General features: G+C 35.2%; 20 protein-coding genes. 11 read left to right on the forward strand and 9 right to left on the reverse strand.

The window, feature by feature from the left end; translation table 11 throughout:
- Positions 1 to 102: 102 nt before the first annotated feature.
- Positions 103 to 1,179 (reverse strand): helix-turn-helix domain-containing protein, encoded by a 1,077-nt coding sequence (locus J7E57_RS00395; RefSeq protein WP_215129523.1) that lies wholly within the window; start codon positions 1,177 to 1,179, stop codon positions 103 to 105.
- Positions 1,180 to 1,364: 185 nt separating this feature from the next.
- Between J7E57_RS00395 and J7E57_RS00400 the strand changes: the two genes are divergently transcribed.
- Positions 1,365 to 2,504 (forward strand): acyl-CoA dehydrogenase, encoded by a 1,140-nt coding sequence (locus tag J7E57_RS00400; protein WP_215129525.1) that lies wholly within the window; start codon positions 1,365 to 1,367, stop codon positions 2,502 to 2,504.
- Between the two features lie 63 nt (positions 2,505 to 2,567).
- Here J7E57_RS00400 and J7E57_RS00405 read toward each other — a convergent pair whose 3' ends face one another.
- Positions 2,568 to 2,912 carry a phage holin family protein gene (locus J7E57_RS00405; protein WP_215129527.1) on the reverse strand — a complete coding sequence of 115 codons (345 nt, stop codon included), beginning with the start codon at positions 2,910 to 2,912 and terminating at the stop codon, positions 2,568 to 2,570.
- An 18-nt stretch (positions 2,913 to 2,930) separates the two neighbouring features.
- On the opposite strand from J7E57_RS00405, the gene J7E57_RS00410 reads away from it, so the two are divergent.
- From J7E57_RS00410 to infB, 4 genes are all read left to right on the forward strand, one after another.
- Complete coding sequence (locus J7E57_RS00410) at positions 2,931 to 3,362, forward strand: hypothetical protein (RefSeq protein WP_215129529.1); 432 nt, start codon at positions 2,931 to 2,933, stop codon at positions 3,360 to 3,362.
- A gap of 121 nt (positions 3,363 to 3,483) precedes the next feature.
- Complete coding sequence (rimP, locus tag J7E57_RS00415) at positions 3,484 to 3,948, forward strand: ribosome assembly cofactor RimP (protein ID WP_108197286.1); 465 nt, start codon at positions 3,484 to 3,486, stop codon at positions 3,946 to 3,948.
- Positions 3,949 to 3,950: 2 nt separating this feature from the next.
- Positions 3,951 to 5,195 (forward strand): transcription termination factor NusA, encoded by a 1,245-nt coding sequence (nusA, locus tag J7E57_RS00420; RefSeq protein WP_029274497.1) that lies wholly within the window; start codon positions 3,951 to 3,953, stop codon positions 5,193 to 5,195.
- Positions 5,196 to 5,257: 62 nt separating this feature from the next.
- Entirely contained in the window at positions 5,258 to 8,362 is a 3,105-nt protein-coding gene (gene infB, locus J7E57_RS00425) for a translation initiation factor IF-2 (protein WP_215129530.1), read from the forward strand.
- Between the two features lie 200 nt (positions 8,363 to 8,562).
- On the opposite strand, the gene J7E57_RS27385 is transcribed toward infB, so the two are convergent.
- Positions 8,563 to 8,817, reverse strand: coding sequence for a helix-turn-helix domain-containing protein (locus J7E57_RS27385; protein WP_215129538.1), 255 nt, complete (start codon positions 8,815 to 8,817; stop codon positions 8,563 to 8,565).
- A 190-nt stretch (positions 8,818 to 9,007) separates the two neighbouring features.
- Here J7E57_RS27385 and J7E57_RS00435 point away from each other — a divergent pair, with 190 nt between their 5' ends.
- The 6 genes from J7E57_RS00435 to J7E57_RS00460 all read left to right on the forward strand — a co-directional run bounded on the left by J7E57_RS00435 (position 9,008) and on the right by J7E57_RS00460 (position 15,989).
- Complete coding sequence (locus J7E57_RS00435) at positions 9,008 to 10,309, forward strand: S41 family peptidase (RefSeq protein ID WP_215129541.1); 1,302 nt, start codon at positions 9,008 to 9,010, stop codon at positions 10,307 to 10,309.
- 165 nt (positions 10,310 to 10,474) lie between these two features.
- On the forward strand, positions 10,475 to 11,917 hold the full coding sequence (locus J7E57_RS00440) for an MAC/perforin domain-containing protein (protein WP_215129542.1): 1,443 nt from the start codon (positions 10,475 to 10,477) through the stop codon (positions 11,915 to 11,917).
- Positions 11,918 to 12,075: 158 nt separating this feature from the next.
- The gene (locus J7E57_RS00445; protein ID WP_215129544.1) at positions 12,076 to 13,167 is read left to right on the forward strand and encodes an acyltransferase family protein; all 1,092 of its coding nucleotides are present in this window, start codon (positions 12,076 to 12,078) and stop codon (positions 13,165 to 13,167) included.
- Positions 13,168 to 13,171: 4 nt separating this feature from the next.
- Positions 13,172 to 14,149, forward strand: coding sequence for a hypothetical protein (locus J7E57_RS00450; RefSeq protein ID WP_215129545.1), 978 nt, complete (start codon positions 13,172 to 13,174; stop codon positions 14,147 to 14,149).
- A gap of 12 nt (positions 14,150 to 14,161) precedes the next feature.
- Positions 14,162 to 15,115, forward strand: a complete 954-nt coding sequence (locus J7E57_RS00455) for a glycosyltransferase family 2 protein (protein ID WP_215129547.1) — start codon at positions 14,162 to 14,164, stop codon at positions 15,113 to 15,115.
- Between the two features lie 4 nt (positions 15,116 to 15,119).
- On the forward strand, positions 15,120 to 15,989 hold the full coding sequence (locus tag J7E57_RS00460) for a glycosyltransferase (protein ID WP_215129549.1): 870 nt from the start codon (positions 15,120 to 15,122) through the stop codon (positions 15,987 to 15,989).
- Here the strand turns inward: J7E57_RS00460 and J7E57_RS00465 are convergent.
- The 6 genes from J7E57_RS00465 to J7E57_RS00490 form a co-directional block, all read right to left on the reverse strand.
- The gene (locus J7E57_RS00465) at positions 15,986 to 16,648 is read right to left on the reverse strand and encodes a DUF5672 family protein (RefSeq protein ID WP_215129551.1); all 663 of its coding nucleotides are present in this window, start codon (positions 16,646 to 16,648) and stop codon (positions 15,986 to 15,988) included. The genes J7E57_RS00460 and J7E57_RS00465 overlap by 4 nt on opposite strands.
- A gap of 145 nt (positions 16,649 to 16,793) precedes the next feature.
- Entirely contained in the window at positions 16,794 to 17,618 is an 825-nt protein-coding gene (locus J7E57_RS00470) for a glycosyltransferase family 2 protein (protein ID WP_215129553.1), read from the reverse strand.
- 146 nt (positions 17,619 to 17,764) lie between these two features.
- On the reverse strand, positions 17,765 to 18,931 hold the full coding sequence (locus J7E57_RS00475) for a glycosyltransferase (RefSeq protein WP_215129555.1): 1,167 nt from the start codon (positions 18,929 to 18,931) through the stop codon (positions 17,765 to 17,767).
- 7 nt (positions 18,932 to 18,938) lie between these two features.
- Positions 18,939 to 20,759 (reverse strand): ABC transporter ATP-binding protein, encoded by a 1,821-nt coding sequence (locus J7E57_RS00480; RefSeq protein WP_215129557.1) that lies wholly within the window; start codon positions 20,757 to 20,759, stop codon positions 18,939 to 18,941.
- Positions 20,760 to 20,975: 216 nt separating this feature from the next.
- Positions 20,976 to 22,031 carry a glycosyltransferase family 4 protein gene (locus J7E57_RS00485; RefSeq protein ID WP_215129559.1) on the reverse strand — a complete coding sequence of 352 codons (1,056 nt, stop codon included), beginning with the start codon at positions 22,029 to 22,031 and terminating at the stop codon, positions 20,976 to 20,978.
- 63 nt (positions 22,032 to 22,094) lie between these two features.
- Positions 22,095 to 22,970, reverse strand: coding sequence for a glycosyltransferase family 2 protein (locus tag J7E57_RS00490; RefSeq protein ID WP_215129561.1), 876 nt, complete (start codon positions 22,968 to 22,970; stop codon positions 22,095 to 22,097).
- Positions 22,971 to 22,972 lie beyond the last annotated feature (2 nt).

Below are 22,972 nucleotides of genomic sequence, written 5' to 3' on the forward strand. Positions count from 1 at the left end.
GTGTTTGGATTTTGCAGAATGCTCCAAAACTAGAATAGAAGGATAGAGAAGGGGTTTTGAATCTCAGATTTAGGCGTTCGGAATTATAAAACGAGACCAAATTTAGTTTGATGAAACAACTAATAGCTGTTCCTTATAATGCATCGGGGTTGTTAGTTTGTGTTTTTTAAAAGCGGTGTAAAAAGTAGATTTGGAGTTAAAGCCCACCTCATATCCAATGGCTTCGAGCTTAATGCCCCTGTCGTTAACAATCAGTTCACAGGCTTCGTTTATTCTAAATTCGTTAATGTAAGCCGCAAAACTTTTGCCTAAATTGTCGTTGAGCAATTGCGAAAGCTGGTGACCCGAAATGTTAATTTTTTTGGCTAAATCATTTAATTTTAGGTCTGGGTTCTTATAAAGTTCGTCTTCCAAAATAATCTTCTGCAGTCTTTCTGTTAGTGCTAAGGCATGTTCGTCGGTTATCTTCTTGTTGGCATAACGAACTAAATCCTGGCTGCCCGAAAAATGATTGCTGTTTTTTCTTCTGCTAATAAACAAGAAAGTGTTTAAGTAAAGAACGGCTGAGAAAAATAAAGCCCCACTTATGCAAGGACCATTAAAAAATGAGAAGATAGGTAATTTAAATGCCACCGGAACTATTATATTTCCAATAAATATAGATAGCAATAGTGTCTCAGTTGTAGAAATCTTGCCCCCTTTGCCGAAAACTTTGGTAAAAACAGCTCTGAGCAACCAGGCAGATAGTACAATATAAACTGTAAATTGTATAGAAATTATTCTGCCGATGTAATTTTCCCATACATCAGGCTTACTGTTATAGGGCGCAATGAAGCTGGCAATTACAATTGCAAAAATCCAAAAAAGATAAGTCCCTTTCTGTGCAATTTTATGCTTTGAATTTTGTCCTAAAGCCGATTTAATAAAATAAAAAAGAGATGGACCAACTAATGAACTTCCTAAAATGCCAATTTGAATATAAATGCCAGGTAAGGCCGGATAGAAATAAAAAAGAAGCGACTTGCTGATCTTTAAACAAAGAGAAATAAGCAAAAGCCCAAGAAAAAAAGAAGATGTGGATTTTGGTTTTTTGAAGAATAACAAATACGCACTAATGATAAAGCCATTAAATGCGCCCAGGGCACTAAAGAAAAATAATATTTGTTGCCCTAGGTTCATTTAACAAAAATAATAATCTTACATTAACACAAAGCCTATTCTAGCTAATACTTTCATTTTAAATGTGATAATATTTTTTTATACTTTATAAAAGTATAACGAGGTAAAATAAATTACTATGCAGCCATAGTAATTCGGATCATAAATGCTACATTTGATTTACTAACCTTTTATACATAAATGTTATGCATTTTGAATTAAGTGAAGAACAAATCATGATCCGGCAAGCTGCCCGCGATTTTGCGCAGCAAGAATTAAAGCCGGGTGTAATCGAACGAGACGAACATCAGAAATTTCCGGCCGAGCAGGTAAAAAAACTTGGAGAACTTGGTTTTTTGGGGATGATGGTGAGCGAAAAATATAACGGAAGCGGACTCGATGCCATTTCTTACGTTTTGGTAATGGAAGAGCTTTCTAAAATAGATGCCTCTGCATCGGTAGTAGTTTCGGTAAACAACTCGTTAGTTTGTTATGGATTAGAGGCCTATGGCAGTGAAGCCCAAAAAGAAAAATATTTAAAGCCATTGGCAGCGGGAGAAAAAATCGGTGCTTTTTGTTTATCGGAGCCCGAAGCCGGATCTGATGCTACCTCGCAACGTACAACCGCTGAAGATAAAGGTGATTATTATCTACTGAATGGTACAAAAAACTGGATCACCAATGGCGGTACTGCATCAACCTATCTGGTTATTGCACAAACCCACCCAGAGTTAAGGCATAAAGGTATCAATGCTTTTATTGTAGAGAAAGGGATGGAAGGTTTTACCGTTGGACCAAAAGAAAATAAACTCGGCATCCGCGGATCTGATACACATTCTTTAATGTTTAACGATGTGAAGGTGCCAAAAGAAAATAGGATTGGTGAAGATGGCTTCGGTTTTAAGTTTGCCATGAAAACTTTAGAAGGCGGGAGGGTCGGTATTGCGGCCCAGGCTTTAGGTATTGCACAGGGGGCTTTCGAGTTGGCCACGCAGTATGCTAAGGAGCGTAAATCATTCGGCAAACCAATTTCTGAACATCAGGCCATTGCTTTTAAACTAGCCGATATGGCTACACAGATCGAAGCCGCCAGGTTATTGGTTTATAAAGCTGCCTGGTTAAAAGATCAGGGTTTACCTTACACACAGGCCGGTTCTATGGCCAAGCTTTTTGCTTCAAAAGTGGCGATGGATGTAACCATCGAAGCTGTACAAGTGCACGGTGGTTACGGTTTCGTAAAAGAATACCACGTAGAACGGTTAATGCGCGATGCTAAAATCACCCAGATTTACGAAGGTACATCTGAGATTCAGAAAATGGTGATTTCGAGAGAAGTGATTCGGTAGTTTTGAGCTTGGAGTTGGGAGCTTGGAGTCGCTAGTCCAAACTCTCAACTCAAAACGCCCAACTTATTCCTTTTCCCCAACTACAGCGCTAAACACTGCTTTAATTAAGGCTACAACTATAGCCAAAAATGCAGCAGCGATAAAACCCGAAGTGTTAAAAGAGGTCATCATGTTATCAACCAATAAAATCATTAAAACGGTAATGATAAATGATACCAGTCCGAGCGTTAAAAAATTAACAGGGAATGTTAATAATCTTAAAATGAACCCAATGGTTGAATTTGCAAGTGCAACCAGTACTGCAGCAAGAATGGATGTTGCATAACCATCAACATGTACACCAGGTACTATTCTTGCGCCGATAAAAAAGGCTAATCCCATCAAAAGGATTTCGATAATAAATCTCATAATTGTTTATTTTTGTAAATGTTCAAATGCTTTTTTAAATACCAGGCCATAATTGCTGTTGCTATATTTGCACTTTCATGTTCGAATACAAACAACAGGCCAATAATTAAGTTTTCTGGGGATAGTTCATCAATAATAGTTAAAAATATTGATGAGGCGAGTCTGTTGCAGGTTAAAAATGCCTATCAGGCTAACGCAGATACACTTAATTTGGTTTCTGTTTTGCTAAAACCGGGCGATCTGGACAGTATCCAGGATGAGCTGGAAGTGCCCGGCAAGGTTAAGATACTAGGCGATTCACTCGTATTTAATCCCGATCGGCCATTTCTTAAGGGTAAAGAATATCTGGTTGAGAGTTACATCGGAATAAAATTTGCAACCGTGGGCGATCTGATTATGGGGAAGGGTAAACAGAATTTAAAAGCGCAGCAACAAACACTTAAACGGTAATAATCAGCATAATAATTAGCCTAAGTGTTTGATTTTTTCTAAAAAATTACTACATTTGCATCGTAATCGAAGAAAAGAGAAGGGGACAGTGTCCCCTTTTTCTATGAAATCAGGTTAAAATATGCAGGTAGAAAAGAGAGTTGCAGCCCTCGTTGAGGAAAAAATAGCAGATCGGCCAGAACTCTTTCTGGTTGAAGTAAAAATGTTGCCAAACAATAAATTAATTATCCATGTTGATGGCGACGAAGGTATTAGCATACAGGATTGTGTGGCCATAAGCAGGCATGTTGGTTTTCATCTCGAAGAAGAAAACGCAATAGAACAGGCTTATAATTTAGAAGTTTCTTCGCCGGGTGTTGGTGAGCCTTTAAAATTAATCCGTCAATACAATAAAAATATTGGCCGTACAGTAAGCATTAAGCTGAAAGAAGGATTAAAAAAAGAAGGCAAACTGCTGGCGGTTACAGAAAATAATCTGCTGATTGAAGAATCGGTTAAAGAAAAAGGGAAAAAGGCGGTAGCAATTCAAACAGATGTTCCGTTTAATGATATATTAGAAACAAGTGTGTTAATTTCATTTAAGTAAAAATGAGTACTACAACAATTAATTTGATCGACTCTTTTCAAGAGTTTAAAGATTTCAAAAATATAGATCGCCCAACGGTGATCAGTGTGCTGGAAGAGGTTTTTCGTAGCATGTTGCGTAAAAAATACGGAACAGACGAAAACTGTGATGTTATCGTGAATCCGGATAACGGTGATTTGGAGATCTGGAGAACGAGAAAAGTAATGGAGGATGGATTTTCTGAGGATGATGATTTAGAGATCGAGCTTGCTGAGGTTTCTAAATTAGACAGCACTTTAGAAGTTGGCGATGATTATATCGAGCAGATTACTTTAGAAAGTTTTGGCCGTAGGGCAATTCTAGCTGCCCGTCAAACTTTGGTTTCTAAAGTATTGGAATTAGAGAAAGACGAAATCTTCAAAAAATATAAAGATAGAGTAGGCGAAATCGTAACAGGTGAAGTTTACCAGGTTTGGAAGAAAGAAACTTTGGTTTTAGATGATGAAGGTAACGAACTTTTAATGCCTAAAACAGAGCAGATTCCAGCAGATTATTTCAAAAAAGGTGATTCTGTAAGAGCGGTAATCTCTAAAGTAGAAATGATCAACGCTAACCCGAAAATTATCATTTCGAGAACAGCACCAGAATTTTTGCAACGCCTTTTTGAACAGGAAGTTCCAGAAATTTTCGATGGTTTAATTACCGTTAAGAAAATTGTTCGCGAACCAGGAGAACGTGCTAAAGTTGCTGTTGAATCGTACGATGACCGTATCGATCCGGTTGGAGCGTGTGTAGGTATGAAAGGATCACGTATCCACGGTATCGTTCGCGAATTGAAAAACGAAAACATTGATGTGATTAATTTCACCAATAATATTTCATTATACATTACCCGTGCTTTAAGCCCGGCAAAAATCACCTCTATTAAATTGGATGATGAAACCAAACATGCATCGGTTTACTTAAAACCAGATCAGGTTTCATTGGCAATTGGACGTGGCGGACACAATATTAAACTGGCTGGTAAGTTAACTGGCTACGAAATTGATGTGTATCGCGAAGCCGGAGAAGAAAACGACGAGGATGTTGATTTAGAAGAATTCTCAGATGAGATTGATAGCTGGATCATTGATGAATTAAAGGCTATCGGTTGCGATACTGCTAAGAGTGTACTAGCACTTACAGTAGAAGATTTGGTAAAACGCACCGACCTTGAAGAGGAAACCATTAAAGAAGTGGTTCAAATTTTGAAGTCAGAATTTGAATAAGTGGTGTAATTGCCAAATAAACACTACTTTTGTATTAAATAAAAAACAATAACAGGAGCTAAATGTCAGACGACAAACCAATCATTTTAATTAAAGCTATTAAAGAACTTAATATAGGCATGGGTACGGCCGTTGAGTTTTTAAACAAAAAGGGATTCTCTGCCGAGAAGAGCCCTATGTTTAAACTTACGGGAGATATGTATAATGCCTTATTGAAAGAGTATCAGGGAGATAAGATCGTAAGAGAAGAAGCCAAACAAATAGTGATTGGTAAAATACGTCGTGACGAGCCTGAGACTGAAAAGCCAGTAGAAGCGCCGAAGAAGAATACCGATTTTGAGAAAAATGAAGAGATTTTAATTAAAAATGCTCAATCATTTACACCTCCGGTAGAGAAACCAAAGGTTGTGGAAACCCCTAAGGTAGAAACGCCAGCGCCAACACCAGCCCCTGCGGCAGCAGTAGAGCCGGTAAAAGAAACTAAAGCAGAAGATAAGGTTGAAGAAACTGGATTGCCAGGGGTTAAAATTGTAGGAAAGATCGATTTAAACGATCTTAACTCGAAAACACGCCCGGCTAAGAAAGAAGAAACACCTGCTTCACCGGTACCTGTTGTAGAACAGCCAGTGGTTAAAGCACCTGAACCGGTAAAACCAGTTGAACAACCTAAAGCGGAAGAGAAACCGGTTGAGGTTAAAAAGGAAGAAACACCTGCTGCTCCAGCGCCAGTTGTAGCGCCACCAGTGGCTAAAGCACCTGAGCCTGTAAAACCAGTTGAACAACCTAAAGTGGAAGAAAAACCAGCTGAAGCAAAACCGGTAAGCAACGAGCCTGAGGTAATTAAAGCACGTACCGTTAAATTAACCGGTCCGAATATTATTGGTAAAATTGTTTTACCTACAACTCCGGATAGAAGAAACGGTCCAGTAGCATCATCTAGCGATAGTGAAGCTGCTAAACGTAAGCGTAAACGCAAAAAAACTCCAGGAGCACCGGGCCAGCCAGGTCAACACGGCGGTCAAGGCCAGCAAGGACAAAATAACCCTGCAGGTCAGGGCCAAGGTCAAAGTGGTACACCAGGACAACCACGCACACCTTATCAAGGTAACAGGCCAGGCGGTGGAACTCCATACCAAGGTAACAGACCAGCGGGACAAGGCGGAACTCCATACCAAGGAAATAGAAACAACAACAATAACAGACCAGGTTTTCAAAATAGAAATGCTACACCAAGCGGACCTAAGGAAGAACCTACTGAGAAAGAAATTCAAGATCAGATCAAAGCAACACTTGCTCGTTTAAGTGGAGCTGGTAAATCTGGTAAATTTGCACAACGTGCTAAATTGCGCCGTCAGAAACGTGATGATGTAGCTTATAATGCAGAAGAGGCAGCAAACGAGCTTGAATCGCAATCGAAAATATTAAAAGTAACAGAATTTGTTACTGCTAATGAGTTAGCGAGCATGATGGATGTACCGGTTACCAAAATTATTGGAACTTGTATGAGCCTTGGTATGTTCGTTTCCATTAACCAACGTTTAGATGCTGAAACTTTAACTATTGTTGCTGACGAGTTTGGTTACGAAATCCAATTCGTTAAACCAGATGAAGATGAGGAAAACGTAATTGAAGAGGAAGACAAAGAAGAAGATTTAATCGAAAGAGCTCCGGTTGTTACGATTATGGGTCACGTCGATCACGGTAAAACTTCATTGCTGGATTATATCCGTAAAGCAAATGTGGTAGCTGGTGAGGCAGGTGGTATTACCCAGCACATTGGTGCTTATATGGTAACTACACCAACCGGCAAAAAAGTAACCTTCTTAGATACGCCAGGTCACGAGGCCTTTACAGCGATGCGTGCACGTGGTGCTAAGGCTGCAGATATTGCCATTATTGTAATTGCGGCGGATGATGCGGTGATGCCTCAAACAAAAGAGGCGATTAACCACGCACAAGCGGCTGGGGTACCATTGGTATTTGCTTTTACAAAGATTGATAAACCAGGTGCTAATTCAGATAAAGTGCGTGAGCAGTTATCAGTAATGAATATTTTGGTTGAAGATTGGGGTGGTAAATATCAATCACAGGAAATTTCAAGCAAAAGCGGTTTAAATGTTGATTTACTTTTAGATAAAGTATTATTAGAAGCTGAATTATTAGAACTGAAAGCGAATCCGAACAAGAGAGCTACAGGTACTGTAATTGAGTCTGCATTAGATAAGGGACGTGGTATTGTAACTACGGTATTGGTTCAGGCCGGTACGTTAAGAGTTGGAGATCCAATTTTGGCAGGTAGTTATAGCGGACGTGTAAAAGCGTTAACCAACGAGCGTGGTGCTAAAGTAGAATCAGCAGGCCCATCACAACCGGTACAGGTTTTGGGTATGCAGGGTGCACCTACTGCAGGCGATCGATTTAATGCTTTAGAAAGTGAAACCGAAGCACGTGATATTGCAAACAAACGTATGCAGTTACAACGTGAGCAGGGATTACGTACACAGAAACACATTACATTGGATGAGATCGGCCGTCGTTTGGCTATCGGTAACTTTAAAGAGCTTAACATCATTGTTAAAGGTGATGTGGATGGTTCAATCGAGGCATTGGCCGATTCACTATTGAAACTATCAACTGAGCAGATCCAGATCAATATCATCAGTAAAGGTGTTGGTCAGATTTCAGAATCTGATGTATTGTTAGCTTCGGCTTCTGATGCGATTATTATTGGTTTCCAGGTTCGTCCATCAACAGGTGCTCGTAAACTTGCAGAAGCTGAGCAGATCGATATCCGTTTATATTCTATCATCTACGATGCAATCAACGAGATTAAATCAGCGATGGAAGGTATGTTGGATCCAGAATTTGAAGAGAAAATTGTGGCTAACGTTGAGATCCGTGAGACTTTCAAAATTACTAAAGTGGGTACCATTGCAGGTTGTATGGTATTGGATGGTAAGATTACCCGTAACAGCAAAATCCGTATCGTTAGGGATGGTGTTGTAGTATACACTGGTGAACTGGCATCGTTAAAACGCTTTAAAGATGATGTGAAAGAGGTTAATAAAGGTTACGAGTGTGGTTTAAACATTCAGAACTTTAACAACATCGAAGTTGGCGATATCGTAGAAGCTTACGAACAAGTAGAAGTAGCTAGAAAGCTGTAATAGGTTTTTTAAAACATATAAAAAAAGTGGCCTCAAAAGGGTCACTTTTTTTATGTTCACAATATTCAATCTTAAAATTATCGGATAATATTGAGTTTGTATCTTAAAAATATCGGTATTTGTATGTGCTAATTTATAGTTATGGAAAGCTCGGCTATACTATCGATTCGATTAACGCATAAGTAAAATAGCATACATCATCAATAACATTGATGCCCTTTTTGTTGAAGAGAAATTATTTTGTTCTTTCTAAAATCAGATTGGGTGATAATCTCATGGATTGTAATATCATAGAGGACCGCAATTTTGCTCAGTTGTGAGAGTGAAAAATCGACCACATTATTTTCCCATTTTCGATAAGTAACCCTACTTATTCCAATTACATTGGCAACATATTGCTGCGTGTAATTATTTTTATTTCTATACTTTCTTAAAGTATTTCCTATATCTAACATGTTGAGAAGCGTTAATAACCTTGTATTTCCGTATGTTTATTTATTGTATATTAATAAGTACATTGTGATAATACAGGATTGTCAAAATTAATAAATAAAATATGTTTATTTGTTGCGGATTTAATTTATAGGAAAAAAATAATGATTCCTGTAAATGGTTTTAATCTAGTTAAATCTTGAGCTTATAAAATTGAAAACTAATAACAATAATCATATTACATATAGCATATTAATAAAATCTGTTATCTTCTTATTAATTCTGGCTGCTTATTCTTCTTGCAAAAAAGAGCGGCCAAAAGGTACAAATGAGGATGAAATTGTTTCGCCATCTACGGGAACAAGAACTGAATTTACCCTCGATTCTATTTTTCTATACGCAAAACAGATTTACTTATGGAATGATGTATTGCCTAGTTATAGCAATTTTAATCCCAGAGAAAAATACAGCAACACCAAACCAGAATTAAGTGCTATTAAGAACGAACTTTTTGATATTTCACAACTTAAACTAAACCCTGTAACGGGCAAACCATTTGAAATCTCAAGCTATAATAGCGTGCCAAAATACTCCTATTTACAGATCGGACGATCTAATAGTGGTGGAACTCGTGCAGGAGTTATTAACGGAGAAGCTGTGTTGGCCAGGCGCATCATCGAGTTGGACGATAAGGTGATTGCTTATGTAGCCTTAGGCTCATTCCCCTCCTTAATTAACGCTCAATTGAAATTAGATCAGGTTTTTAATGAAATGGCAGCTGCTAAACCTAAATATCTTATTTTAGATTTACGTTCTAATGGCGGCGGCTATGTTGAAACAGCAGAGTATGTTGCTAATCTAATCACTCCAAGTGCATTAAACGGCAAAATAATGTATTCAGAACAATTTAATCAAACACTTCAAAATGGTAAGGCAACAATTCTGCGTCATCAACCGTATCTAGATGAGAAAGGAAAAACTGTAATTTACAACGGCCGTTTGGCTACATTAGCTGATGTTGATTATACAGAAAATGGCAATACTTATAAATTCAATAAAAAGGGAACTTTAGAATCAATTCAGGATGTGTACATCATAGTATCTGGCCAAACAGCTTCGGCAAGCGAATTATTGATTAGCTGTTTGAAACCTTATTTTAATGTTAAATTAATTGGAGAAACAACATATGGGAAACCAGTGGGTTTTTTCGGCGTTAATATCGATCAATACTCGGTTTATCTCAGTAGCTTTCTAATTAAAAATGCACAGGGATGGTCTGATTATTTCAATGGCATGGAACCTGATTTGAATGTTGTTGGATCTGCAAATCCTATATTAGGCGATCCTGAAGAAAGATGTTTGAAATCTACGCTTTCAGCAATAAGGGGTGAAATACAGTTGGCTCCAAAAAAAACTGCCGGCGTTTTAAAAGGAAATGTAGATGCACAATCTTCTGTGTTTAGTGCTCAAGACAATGTTGGTATGATCGAAAATAGACTGAGGTTAAAACATTAATTGATTTTATATTTATCAAGCAATATGTATGTAGAATTAACTCTTTAATTTAGTATTTACTAATTTATAAGTGAGTATGATTAATAATTATATTGATAACTACAAATTATCATAATTAATATTTCTTGTCGGTAGTTTTGTGAAAAAAATAACAGATAAATACCGATGAAAAACAATTACAAATTACAAATTATTTGCTTGCTGTGTGTAATTACAGCTGCATTTAGTGGTTGCAAGAAAAATGAGCTTGCAGAAGAAAAGGGACTAACTGGCAATCATAAAAATTTAGCGATCGCAGGTGATGAAAAGTGGGATTTATTAGGCTACGGTTATGATATGACGGGAGATCCATTGGCTCTTGAAAATGCTTCAGATGCAACAGTTATTGATATGAAAAGGTTTGAAATAGATTATTTCAATCGTATTAATACACCAACGACTACTGAAGGAAAACAATATTATTACTATGGGGCAACTGCTTATGAATATTTAAAAGACGTAATAAAAGAAAGGAATTTTAGTTTATCAGTTACTGCAGGAACTAAATCTCCTACAGAAGACGGCAAGTCTTATTTTACGGGCTCTTTGACATCTAAGAATAAAAATCAAAATATATACAGTTTTTCAAACAAATATTCGTATGCTCGGTTTGAAGAAACTTATAGAATAAAAATTATTCAATTTACTGGAGATGTTAGTATAGATTTACTTAAAAATTATTTAACCCCTGAATTTTTAAATAATGTTAATACTACTAGTGCCGATGCTTTAATAGAAAGATACGGTACGCATGTTTTAACAAATATTAGTTTAGGAGGGCGATTAGTTTTTGATTTTAACGGCTCAATAGTGAATGAGACGACTACTCAGAAGAAGACAGAGTCTTTGGAGGGAGCATTAGGCTTTTTTGTAAAAAAATTTGGTATAGATATTTCTTCGACAAGAAGTAATGAAGAAATGACAAGAGATTTTAATGAGAGTAGGGAAAGAACTTTGGGTTTGAAATTTTATGGTGGAACGAATTCGGGGAGAAGTGTTTCGTTTGATTCAAATGGATATTCCTCTGAATCAGTCAATATATCTGGATGGGAACAAAGTGTAAATACTAAAAATTGTGCTTTAGTAGCTATAGATAATGCTGTACCTATTTATGAATTTATAACTGATCCGGTTAAAAAAGCAGAGGTAAAGGCAGCGGTTGAAAAATATATCGCTGATAGACAGATTAATGTAGTCTATGAAACATTCCCTTTATATAGATTTTATAATTGGACAGAACACTATTATACTACAACTAATGGTAGTTACCCTGGTTATCACTCTGAAGGAATTGAAGGTTATTTATATAAAGAAGAATCCACAGGTAGTGTTCCTTTATACCAATATTATAATGGCACAGATCATTATTATACAACTACTAATGGTAGTTATTCGGGCTATCAGTTTCAAGGAGTTGTAGGATATATGTATATAAATCAATTTCCAGGTACAGTGCCATTGTATAGATACTATAACAATACAGATCACTATTATACAACGGCTTCTGGCAATTACCCTGGCTATCACTATGAAGGAATTGAAGGATATCTTTATAAAACAAAACCATAAATTGTTTATCCTTATAGCAATAGATTGAGATATCTTACAGTCTTAATGTATTATCTGGGACTGTAATATTTTACATACATAAATGTTAAAAGAGTCCTGAATCAATTCAGGACTCTTTTTTTTGCGGATATTTGTAAAATCAACTACCAAAGCGTTTAATGAATACTGATTTAACACAACAAGCAACACCTCCAAAAAAAAATTTTGATTTTGTTGATACGATAAGATGTATCTCTATGATTGGAATTGTATTTGAACATGCATCAGTGTTTTATGGATTTAGTTATATCAATAAATTGGATACTTTCGTTGAAGTTTCCGTTATGCAATTCTTTAAATTTGGAACTATCTCTTTTTTTCTAATTGGAGGATTTTTAATCAATTATAAATTTCAAGAATACACCCCCGGTCAATATCTTAGAAACCGGTTTAAAAATACAATAAAGCCCTGGCTATTTTGGATTTTAGTATTTGTGTTACTTGATTTTTTAGACCGCTACGTTGCATATAGTAAAGGAAGTGATGATCGGATTGTGACGCATTTTTTTGCCTATGCTGGCGATAGAATTGTAAGTACTTTATTTTTTACAAGCTATTGGTTTATATTAAATTTTCTGATTTGTATTAGTCTACTCCTTATTTTTAAACGTTATTTATATAGCATATGGTTTGGTGTAATCTTAGGTTTTATTTCTATATTTTATAGTTTTAATTTGTACCATCATTGGATAATTACGCAACATTCTACTGCATTATTCGGCTTTGTTTTTTATCTCTGGTTAGGTGTTTATATGAATCGATACTACGATCACTTCAAGAAATGGATAGAAAAAACGCCCCTAATAAGTCTTATTTTGGCTGTAGTTGTTGCTTTTTTGTTGGCTGATTGGGAGGCTGCCTATCTTTTAAAATCAGGTAATCCTGATCCATACAATACCTTGAGAATAAGTAATATAATTTACTCAATAGTTGCTTTTGTGCTAATGTTAAAGATTGGCAATATTCCCTCGCTTCAGAAAAGGATCGATCCCAGAAATACGACTTTTGGCATCTATCTTATTCACGCTGTTGTAATAGAAAGAGTTTTTCCTCTTATATTTGTTCCTTTTCATTTAGATCCAAAGAATTTTTCTGTTTGGACAAACATAGGTTATTCCATATTGAAATTTTCAATTGCATATTTCGTAACTTTATTTCTAGTTAAATTAATTTTGAAAACTAAAATGAGATGGTCTGTTGGTGGTAAATAATAACATGGATAATATAAATTTTAAAGCTATCTATGGTGTTTTTAACATTAATATGGATGCTATTGAAGTTATTGATGTAACTGAATTGGTTTTACAAAAATTCCAAATTGGCAGTAAAATCCACATCCCAGCGAAGCAAAACTTTAATGAAGTGTTTTCCGACCCTCAATTTGGAAAAGTGAAGTTTTTACAGCTCGACTATAATGGCAGGAAATATAACATTATTGAAGATAACTATGATGCGGATATCGAAATTAATCTCAATGAGAAATCAAAAAAGATAAAGATCGTTTATTATGTTTATGTTAATCGTAATTCTAACTGGCGGGGAATAATTTCCGGGCAACTACTCCAGTTAAAAAGTTATGGCATTTTAGACGAGGCCGATTTACACGTTCATATTACAGATACCAAGGATGATACCCTACCTGTTATCGAATTAATTAAAGCCTTGGTAGTAGATGCTATAATTACAACATCAAAAGAAAATAATTTCGAATTTCCTGCGATTAAATTAGTTTATGACCTGGCCCATCAAAATCCTGATAGTTATTTAATATATTTCCATTCAAAAGGAATGAGTTATAATGTTCATTCCCGTAAAACTGAAGAAATAACTTTGCTTAAACTAACATTTGAAAATTGGAGGAAAAAACTGCAAATCTTTAACGACAAAAGAATAAATAAAATAGGTTTAATGCCTGCTATTGGAGATAATAGTGATTCGGAAAAACAAGGTACTAGGGGTGGATGGATATGGTTTAATTTTTGGTATGCCCGGGCAAGTTATATTATTAATTGTGATGAACCTTTTATTACCGAAGACCGTTATTATTTCGAACATTGGCTGGGGTTGCAGAATGGTACATTAATTATCACAGACGATTGTTTCAATTTACATAAAGTAAGAAAACAATCTTATTTTACACCTAGTCAGGCTTCCCTAGAATTAGAGAATCTAACCAAAAAAAACATTCTTTAATTTTATTTCAGTATGGAAAATCCTCTAATCTCAATTGTAATGTGTACTTATAATGGAGAGAAGTATTTAAGAACACAAATAGAAAGTGTTTTAACCCAAACGTATACAAATTTCGAAATCATCATTGTAGATGATCTTTCTTCTGATCACACTATTGATATTATTGAGGAATACGCTAATCAATATCAATTTATCCATTTTTATAAGAATGAAAAAAATTTAGGATTCAATAAGAATTTTGAAAAAGCAATACGATTAGGTAAGGGGGATTTAATTGCAATTTGTGATCAGGATGATGTCTGGTATAGTAATAAGTTGGAAAGGTTACAACTTGAAATTGCCAAAAAAGGAGTTATATTTTCAAATTCAAGATTAATAAATGAAAAGGGTGAGCCAGTAGGAAAGTTATTATTAGAACACCCTATGACTGAAAAATTTGATTATAAATCTATTCTAATAAACAATTATGTAACTGGGCATACTATTTTAGCTAAAAGAGTATTTTTGGAAAAAACATTTCCTTTCCCTGAACATGGCTATTACGATTGGTGGATTGGATTTCTGTCGAGTTATTATAATGAACTTGGATATCTTAACGAAATTACAACGGATTACAGGGTTCATCGAAATTCAGTTGTTCATCAAGAAGTTTTTTTGTCTGATTCCGATCTATCCGCCTTAGCAATAGTCGACTATAAATCGACTAAGAACCAGCTGCAGTATTTTTATAATTTTCTTAAACAAAAGGGAGAAGAATCATTTATTAATCATCTTATGGATTTGTATTTAGGCGATAAAGGTTTTTTTGATAGTGCTTTAAATTTTATTTTCTTTTTTAATCACTATAATATACTCTTCCCGTTACAAAAACGGAGGAAGTTTTTGAGTAAAGGCAAATTCTTGTTTATAAAGGAATATTGGAATAAGATTAATAAATGTAAACAAAAAACAGCTAACATTAATTAGGTCTATGATATCAATAATTATAGCCTCCGTAAATAAAGATCAGCTTTCTGATGTTAAGGAGAACATTGCCGCAACCATAGGAGTTGAACATGAAATTATCAGTTTTGATAATGCTGATGGAAAACGTGGATTATGCGAAATTTACAATGAAGGGGCAAAGCGGGCCAAATATCAGCTACTTTGCTATATGCACGAGGATATCAGTATTAAAACGAAAGACTGGGGTATTATTGTTGCGGATATTTTTAATGAAGATGAGAAAATAGGATTGATTGGCATAGCCGGAAATAGTTATAAAACTAAAGTTCCGTCTGGATGGTTTTGTAGCGCCGGTGAAAAAAAAATCAATTATGTTAATATCCTTCAGCGCTATAAATTTAGCGAAGAGAAAACAAAACACATTTCTCAAAACGTAAAAAATGAAAAGTATTCAAGCGTAGTTGTTGTAGATGGAGTTTGGTTCTGTACCAGAAAAGAAATAGTTGAAGCTAATAATTTTGATGAGGAAACATTTAAAAAATTTCATTGTTATGATCTGGATTTTTCACTTCAAGTACATAAAACACACTATGCCGTTGTAACTTTTGAAGTATTGATAGAACATTTCTCAGAAGGAAATTATTGTAAAACCTGGATAGAGGAAACATTAAAATTACATGAAAAATGGGCCGCTGACCTACCGATAGATGTAGAGGGGTTATCAAAAAAAGAAAGTTTCTTTGCTGAAAAACATGCATTCAAATTCTTTCTAAAGCAGATGAAAATATCTGGGTATAAAAAGATAGAAATATTTAAAATATTTTGGCGAAGTAAGCTAAGAAAAAACAACTTTAGTCTATTTTTAATGCTAAATAAAGAAATTTGGCGCAGTTAAATCTGATAACCTGCTTCTTTAAAGTATGGTTGCCAGAAATGGATGTTTTTATCCCACGCATGGCAACCGAAAGGCATGTTTCCTTTAATTAAAGTCATTGCCCTTTGTGGAGCTGTTTCAATGGAAAAGTTTAATGCCTCTTTGTAAGTGGGAATCTTTATTCTCTTCTTCTTGCGGTTCACTTCTATGGTCCAAAACATGTCTTCATGATAATCGCTGCTGTTCCGGCCAACGTAATTTTCTACGAGTTCTTTTTCTTGAATACAGATATGATAAAAAGATTTAACTTTTCTCAACGAAAAGCCTCCATTGCCGACATGATTGTACAATTGTCGTGCAATATCAGGCCGACCTTGTTTATCAAGTAAATTATATCTTCTGTGCAGGTAGGACCTAAGCTTCTCTTTGGTCTTTTTAAATAAGGTTGGGAATTCTTTTTCTCTCAACCATGGAGCACCTATATAATCATAACCTAAGCTGCACCAATATTTTAATTCATTTTTAAATACGAAAGCATCCAATTGATAGATGAGTAGATAGCTATAATTCAAGAATTTCTCATAAAAGAGTTCCGAAAGCATTAAATCGTTGTAACTAAACACGCTTTTAAAATAAAAACTTGGGAAAGACACCTCACTATAAGTGAATCCTATCTGCATATTCGATATGTCTAAATCATCTGGTTTGAGTATTACAATATCATAATCAGACAATAACTTTCCACATTGGGTCAGAGCTATCTTTTCATAAAATGAAAGCTCTGACTTGTACACTGGTATTACAATTACGCAAGAACTATTCATTTTAGTTTCTATTAAATTTTGGCAAAAATAAAAGTATAATATTCATAAAGCCTTTCAAAATTTTATAGGCTATCGGATACTTTTTTATATGCATAAATTGTTCTGCCTTTTTAAACTTTATCTCTTTCAAATATTCATAGTCCTTAACAAATTCAGGGAAATATCTATTCAAAGAAGTATCTCTTTCTTTATCGATTCCTGGATGATTCTTTGAATTTGCGGATATTCCAGTTCCATCATAAGTTACAATTACACAATCTAAGTGTTTATATGAAGCCTCGCGTTTACAAATTGCATAAGTGAAGAATTCCCAATCAGCTACAATTTTGAGATTTTCATTATATAGAAAAATATCCTTAAACAGCTTCGCCTTAATAAAACTTGCTTGATGAGAGATATTTTGTTCATAAAAAAAAGCGAAATTTAACTTTTCAGGAAAAGTGCGGATCTCTTTTTTTATTCCATCAATGTGTAGGATATCTCCATAGTAAATATCGTATTGACCATTTAATTCAGCATTCAATTTCTCTAAAATGGTATTGTCAATTAAAGAATCTCCACTATTTAAAAACATTAGATAATCACCTGTTGAAATCTTAATGCCCTTATTCATTGCGTTATATATGCCACTGTCAGGTTCAGATACATAATAGCTAAAAAATGAAGAATATGTATTAAGGACATCTTTACTTCCATCCAAACTATTTCCATCAATAACGATAAACTCAAAATCTTGCCAAGTTTGGCTTACCACGCTTTGAATTGTTTTTTGTAACCCCGCCTTATTGTTGTAATTGATAGTTATAATTGATAATTTTTTACTCATGCTCGATCTAGGTTATACATTAATTTATTCACAAATCGATTTCTTTAATTCATATCTCTATTAAATTATCTTGAAAAAACAGCCTTTCCATTACACTTCCTTACAACAAAAAGGTTATTACATGCCCTCAATTTTATTTTGAGTGATTAAACTATTTCAAAAACAGTATCAAGATTTTTGTAACAACGTTCTTTTTCATAATTGATGCTAAAAGCAGCAAAGGCATTTTCTGCCTGTTTTTTATATTCCGATTCGTCTGTTAATAGTTTCATGATGTTATTTCCGAATTCAACGGGATCATCACTAACCAAACAACCATTGTCGGTCTTGTTGATCAGTCCATCGATCCCACGGGTATTACAAACAATCGGTAGACCATAAGATAGCGCTTCTACTACTTTTATCTTGGTTCCAGTGCCCGTAAGCATAGGGCATAGCGCTACTTTAGCATTTTGGTAATAGATTGATAAATCTTCGGCAAAGTTTACGGAAACAATATTCGGCGCCTTTATTGAAAGATGCTCGTTTATCTGTCCAATGATGCATATCTGCAAGCCGGTTGGTAATAACGGATACACATCCTTAAAAAACCATTTGGCAGCTTTTTGATTGTGCACATTATCGCTGGCCACATATATCAGATCAAACGACTTCTCATTACTAGCATGAAGATTTTGAGCTTTATCAAGCATCATTGGCGCTAACACCACCTTGTTTTTACAGAATTGACTAAAGATATACTGTTCTTCTACAGAAATGGTTAAAGCGATATCAAACAAAGAAATCCTTCTGATTTCTTCTTTAAAAGATTGGCCAATATTAACTTTTTTTTGAAGTTGAGCGGTTATAAAATCATGTGTATCAATTATTTTTATCGATTTTTTTGTAAAGGAGTTATCCTCTACCAATGTAGCCCAACTGGCATAATTGATAAAGATGTAATCGTAATCGTTGTTTTTAAGAATTTTTTTGAAAGCCCTCTTAAACCTTAAGGTGACCAATTCAGGGAATTGAAGCGGAAAGAACCAAGCCCTATTCTGATAGAAGAAATTAGGCAGTTTATAAAAAAGCAGATAATAGAGTATGTTCTTTTTAGATGGTTTTTTTTTAATTACATAAGTATTATCGGCTAGGCCTGCTTGCTCAAATGCTTTAATATCTGTTTCGTTCCATTTTCCGGTGAAATACTCGCTTACAAAATCAATTTCAAAATTCCTTGATTTAAAATAGCTTAACATGCTTAAAGCCCTGGTTCTGTTGCCCGCATTTTTTTTTAGCGGATTATCAGGCATAAAAAATAGTACTTTCTTCATCTAAATGTTAGTCGTTAAAAGCCTGCATGTCGATTAAGCGCCTATATAAACCATTTTTGTTCATTAACTCATTGTGACTTCCAGTTTCTACTACGCTGCCTTTATCTATAACAACAATTTTATTGGCATGTTGTATTGTACTTAAACGGTGCGCTATTACAATTGAGGTGCGGTTTTTCATTAAATTATTTAAAGCCTCCTGTACCAATTTTTCTGATTCGGTGTCTAATGCTGAAGTGGCCTCATCCAATAACATGATTGGTGGATTAGCCAATACAGCCCTTGCAATACAAACACGCTGTTTCTGGCCTCCAGAGAGTTTATTTCCTCGATCGCCAACAAAAGATTGATAACCATCTTCTGTATTCTCGATAAAATCGTGCGCATTTGCAATTTTCGCTGCGGCAACAACTTCTTCCATTGTGGCATCTGGTTTGGCAAACGCAATGTTATTAAAAATGGTATCGTTAAATAGAAAAGACTCTTGATTAACGGTTCCCATTTGCGCCCTGATGCTTTCGACAGTAAGCTCCCGATAATCGTGGCCATCAATTTTAATTGTTCCTGTCTTTGGATCATGGAAACGTGGAAGCAGATCCATTAATGTACTTTTTCCACCCCCAGATGGCCCGACAAGTGCTACTGTTTGCCCTTTTTCAATGTCGAAGGTTATCGAATTAAGGATTTGTTTTTCCCCATAACTGAATGATATATTTTGAAGGCTGATTGTACTGTTAAAATCATCGAGAACTTTCGCATCTGGTTCATTAACCAACAATGGTTTAGTGTCTATTAGGTCTAAAACCCGTTCTCCGGCAGAAATTCCAGAATGTATTCCGCTAAATGAATCGGTTAAAGCTTTAATAGGTTGCATCACCTGAGAGAATGTTGCCAAGTAAACCACAAAATCTGCTGCTTCAAGATCTCCCTTTCCGCTTAAAATCAAGGTGCCACCATATAATAAGATAAATACAACAACCAAAACCCCGAGTGTTTGCGAAACTGGGGAAGCAAGCTGTTGCCTTCTTGCCATCTTTCTGTTCAAAAACGAATAAAACTTGTTTTCGTCATCGAACTTTTGCTTCATTCTTTCTGTAGAATTAAAGGCTTTGATAATCTTTATTCCACTGAGCGATTCATCTAAAAATCCGATCATCTTTGCAAAAGATTCATGCGATTGTGTTGCCTGCTGTTTTAATCTTTTTACTATTTTGCTGATAATAAAACCAGATATTGGGATAACCAACAATGAAAACAACGTTAATTTCAATGAGATGGAGATTAAAACCCCTACGAAGAACATAAGCTGTAACGGTTCTTTAAAAACCACTTGTAGGGTATTGGTTACGGTAAACTGAACCACCTGCACATCAGATGCTACCTTTGAAATGATATCGCCTTTGCGCTCATTATTAAAGTAGCCCACGTGTAAATTCATAACGTTATTAAAAACTGTTTTTCTTAAGTTTAATAAAGTATGCACGCGCAGATCTTCCATAAAACGCTGAGAAAAATAACGGAATAAATTAGATAAGAATACCGTTGCAATAATAACAACGCAGATAATTTGCAACGCATGTATTTTATCGTGTGCAATTATGGCATCCATGTAATCATTAAACCTGCCAAGAAAATTTAATGAGCCTGTAACTTTATCCGGTTTAATGTTCGTAACCACTTTGCCAAGAAACAAAGCCTGCATCAGTGGGCCTAGTAATGTGAATAGAAAAGTATTAAAAATTATGGCGAATAATGTTGCAATAATATAAGGTATGGCAAACTTTTCGATGGGTTTGGCAAATGATAATAAACGAAAATATGTTTTCATTGAGTATTGTATATATAACAAAACCCAGGAAGTACCTGGTCGGGGGAAAAATATAATAAAATCCGAGCAAATGTACGGTTTTTCATACATATGAATAAGATCGTGAAGCCCAACATAATTAAAATTACAATTCTTAGGTTATGGAATGGATTGAGATGCTGTGTTACGGAATGTTTCGCGTCAACCGTTGGGCTATAGAATACAGGTTAAGAACTGTTATTCCAAACATTCCTGATATAAATTCAGATACTGGTTCGCTGCAATTTCCCACGAAAACTTTTCTGCTTGGGCAATTGCTTCTTTAGCACGATTATTTTGAGCGAAATCATCCATTCCTTTTTTAAATACTTCCTGCATGTGTTCAGGTTCAAAATTATCGAAGTAATAAGCCACGTCGCCGCCAACCTCTGGGAGTGAGGTGAATTTGGAGAGGAAAACAGGTTTTCCAAAGTGCATGGCTTCTATTACGGGAAGACCAAAACCTTCCGCAACTGAAGGGAATAAAAAAGCATCGCAATTTTTGTAGTACCAGGCTTTATCTTCATCACTAATTGGCCCTGTAATGTGTACCCTATCCAAACAATTATGTTTTTCTGCTTCCTCTAAAATTCGCTGCTTGTGAGGTGTTTCCCTTCCAGAAATTACCAGTTCAAAATCGTTATCTTTTAATAATGCAGGTAATAAGTGAAAACCTTTTTGTACCGAAAGCAAACCAATGGTAAATAGAAATTTCTTTCCAGGTTTAAAAGCTGGCTGATGATTTTCATCTGAAACTAATTTATCGGCCCCGTTATAAATTACACTGATTTTATTTGCTGACTCAGGGAAATAGTGTTTTACATCATTTGCAACAAACTGCGATATGCATACAATTTTATCACACTGTGATATTAACTTGCCCAGTTTTTTTAGATATGCCTGGATTCTGTGTGGCCTGCTAAACTTTAAATGAACCTTATTCATGTCGTGAATGGTCATTATTTTTTTTGCATTAACTCTTTTTGGTCTTAATCTGCAGGTCTGATCAGAGAGATGAACAACTTCGAAATCATTTTTTTTCTTAAAAAATAACCGATCTAATCTCGAAAGATAAATGATATCAACCAAGCCGTTAAAAAGATATTTTGTCTGTTTGAAAAGATAAAATTTTAATTCAAACTTCCCTTTGTTTTCCTGGATTAATGCGTCGCCTAATCCTTTTCCAAATGAAAAATAGCCACAATTGGCGTCTTTCATCGAATCAAAAGTTACTAAGACCTTAGGCTTTTCCATTAATTAAATCGTGTATTTAGAAGAAAAAAAATTATGCAAATATAGGCAGATTTAAATTGTAGACTACTTTACAATTTTATAATTCCGGTATTCGAACAAACGCATTCCTGTTAAATCTTCAATTTTTTGCAAAACCCTCCTGCGGAAATTCATTTTTGGAGTTTCCTTGGTTAAATCTTTTTCAAATTTCCAGTTTGCAGCAGCAATTCTTTCTTGCATTACTTTTGGATGGCTACCTTTAAAATGAACTAAACGATCGGCATTGTGCATATCATAAGTTTCCTGCACGGGATAATTCTCTTCAATCCATTCTTCTGTTTGATAAAACTGATTAAAGTTCCGCACTTTACCTTGTAATCCTTTTGGTGGTTTAACCCAGCCATAATGATAAATGTAAGCATCAATTAGCTTAACCTTAAGTTTTCTGTCGTTAATTCTGAAGCCTTGCGCATCGCGGTAAGATCTTACCCCGGGTAAATTTTTTATAATCCGAACCTCTCTTCTATACCAGCGTCTGGATTCAGCCAGATAGTCATAAGAAGCATAAAAATGTTTGTATTTTAAAAGTAAGGCTTCTACATTGCTGTTGTTAAGCGCTAGCTCCATTTCTTTTTTGATCAAGGGGAGATAATCTTCATGTATGGCTTCATCACCTTGAATGTAGATCATCCAATCGGTATCTTCGTTTATTTCTGCTAAGGCCTTATTGGTTTCATCAGCAAAAACACGACCGCCTTCCCTTATGCTGTCATCCCAAACGGTATCGATGGTCCTGATTTTAGGGTCGATGCTTTTAACCATTTCAGAAGTCTCATCAGATGAGTTGCCCAGTGCAACTATAAAATCATCACACAAAGGTAAGACTGAAAGTATGGCTTCTTTTGCCGGATAATCGTTTACAATTGCATTTCTTAAAAAGGTAAAACCGGTAACTTTCATTA

This window comes from Pedobacter sp. ISL-64 (genome assembly GCF_018613605.1).
Lineage (GTDB): Bacteria > Bacteroidota > Bacteroidia > Sphingobacteriales > Sphingobacteriaceae > Pedobacter.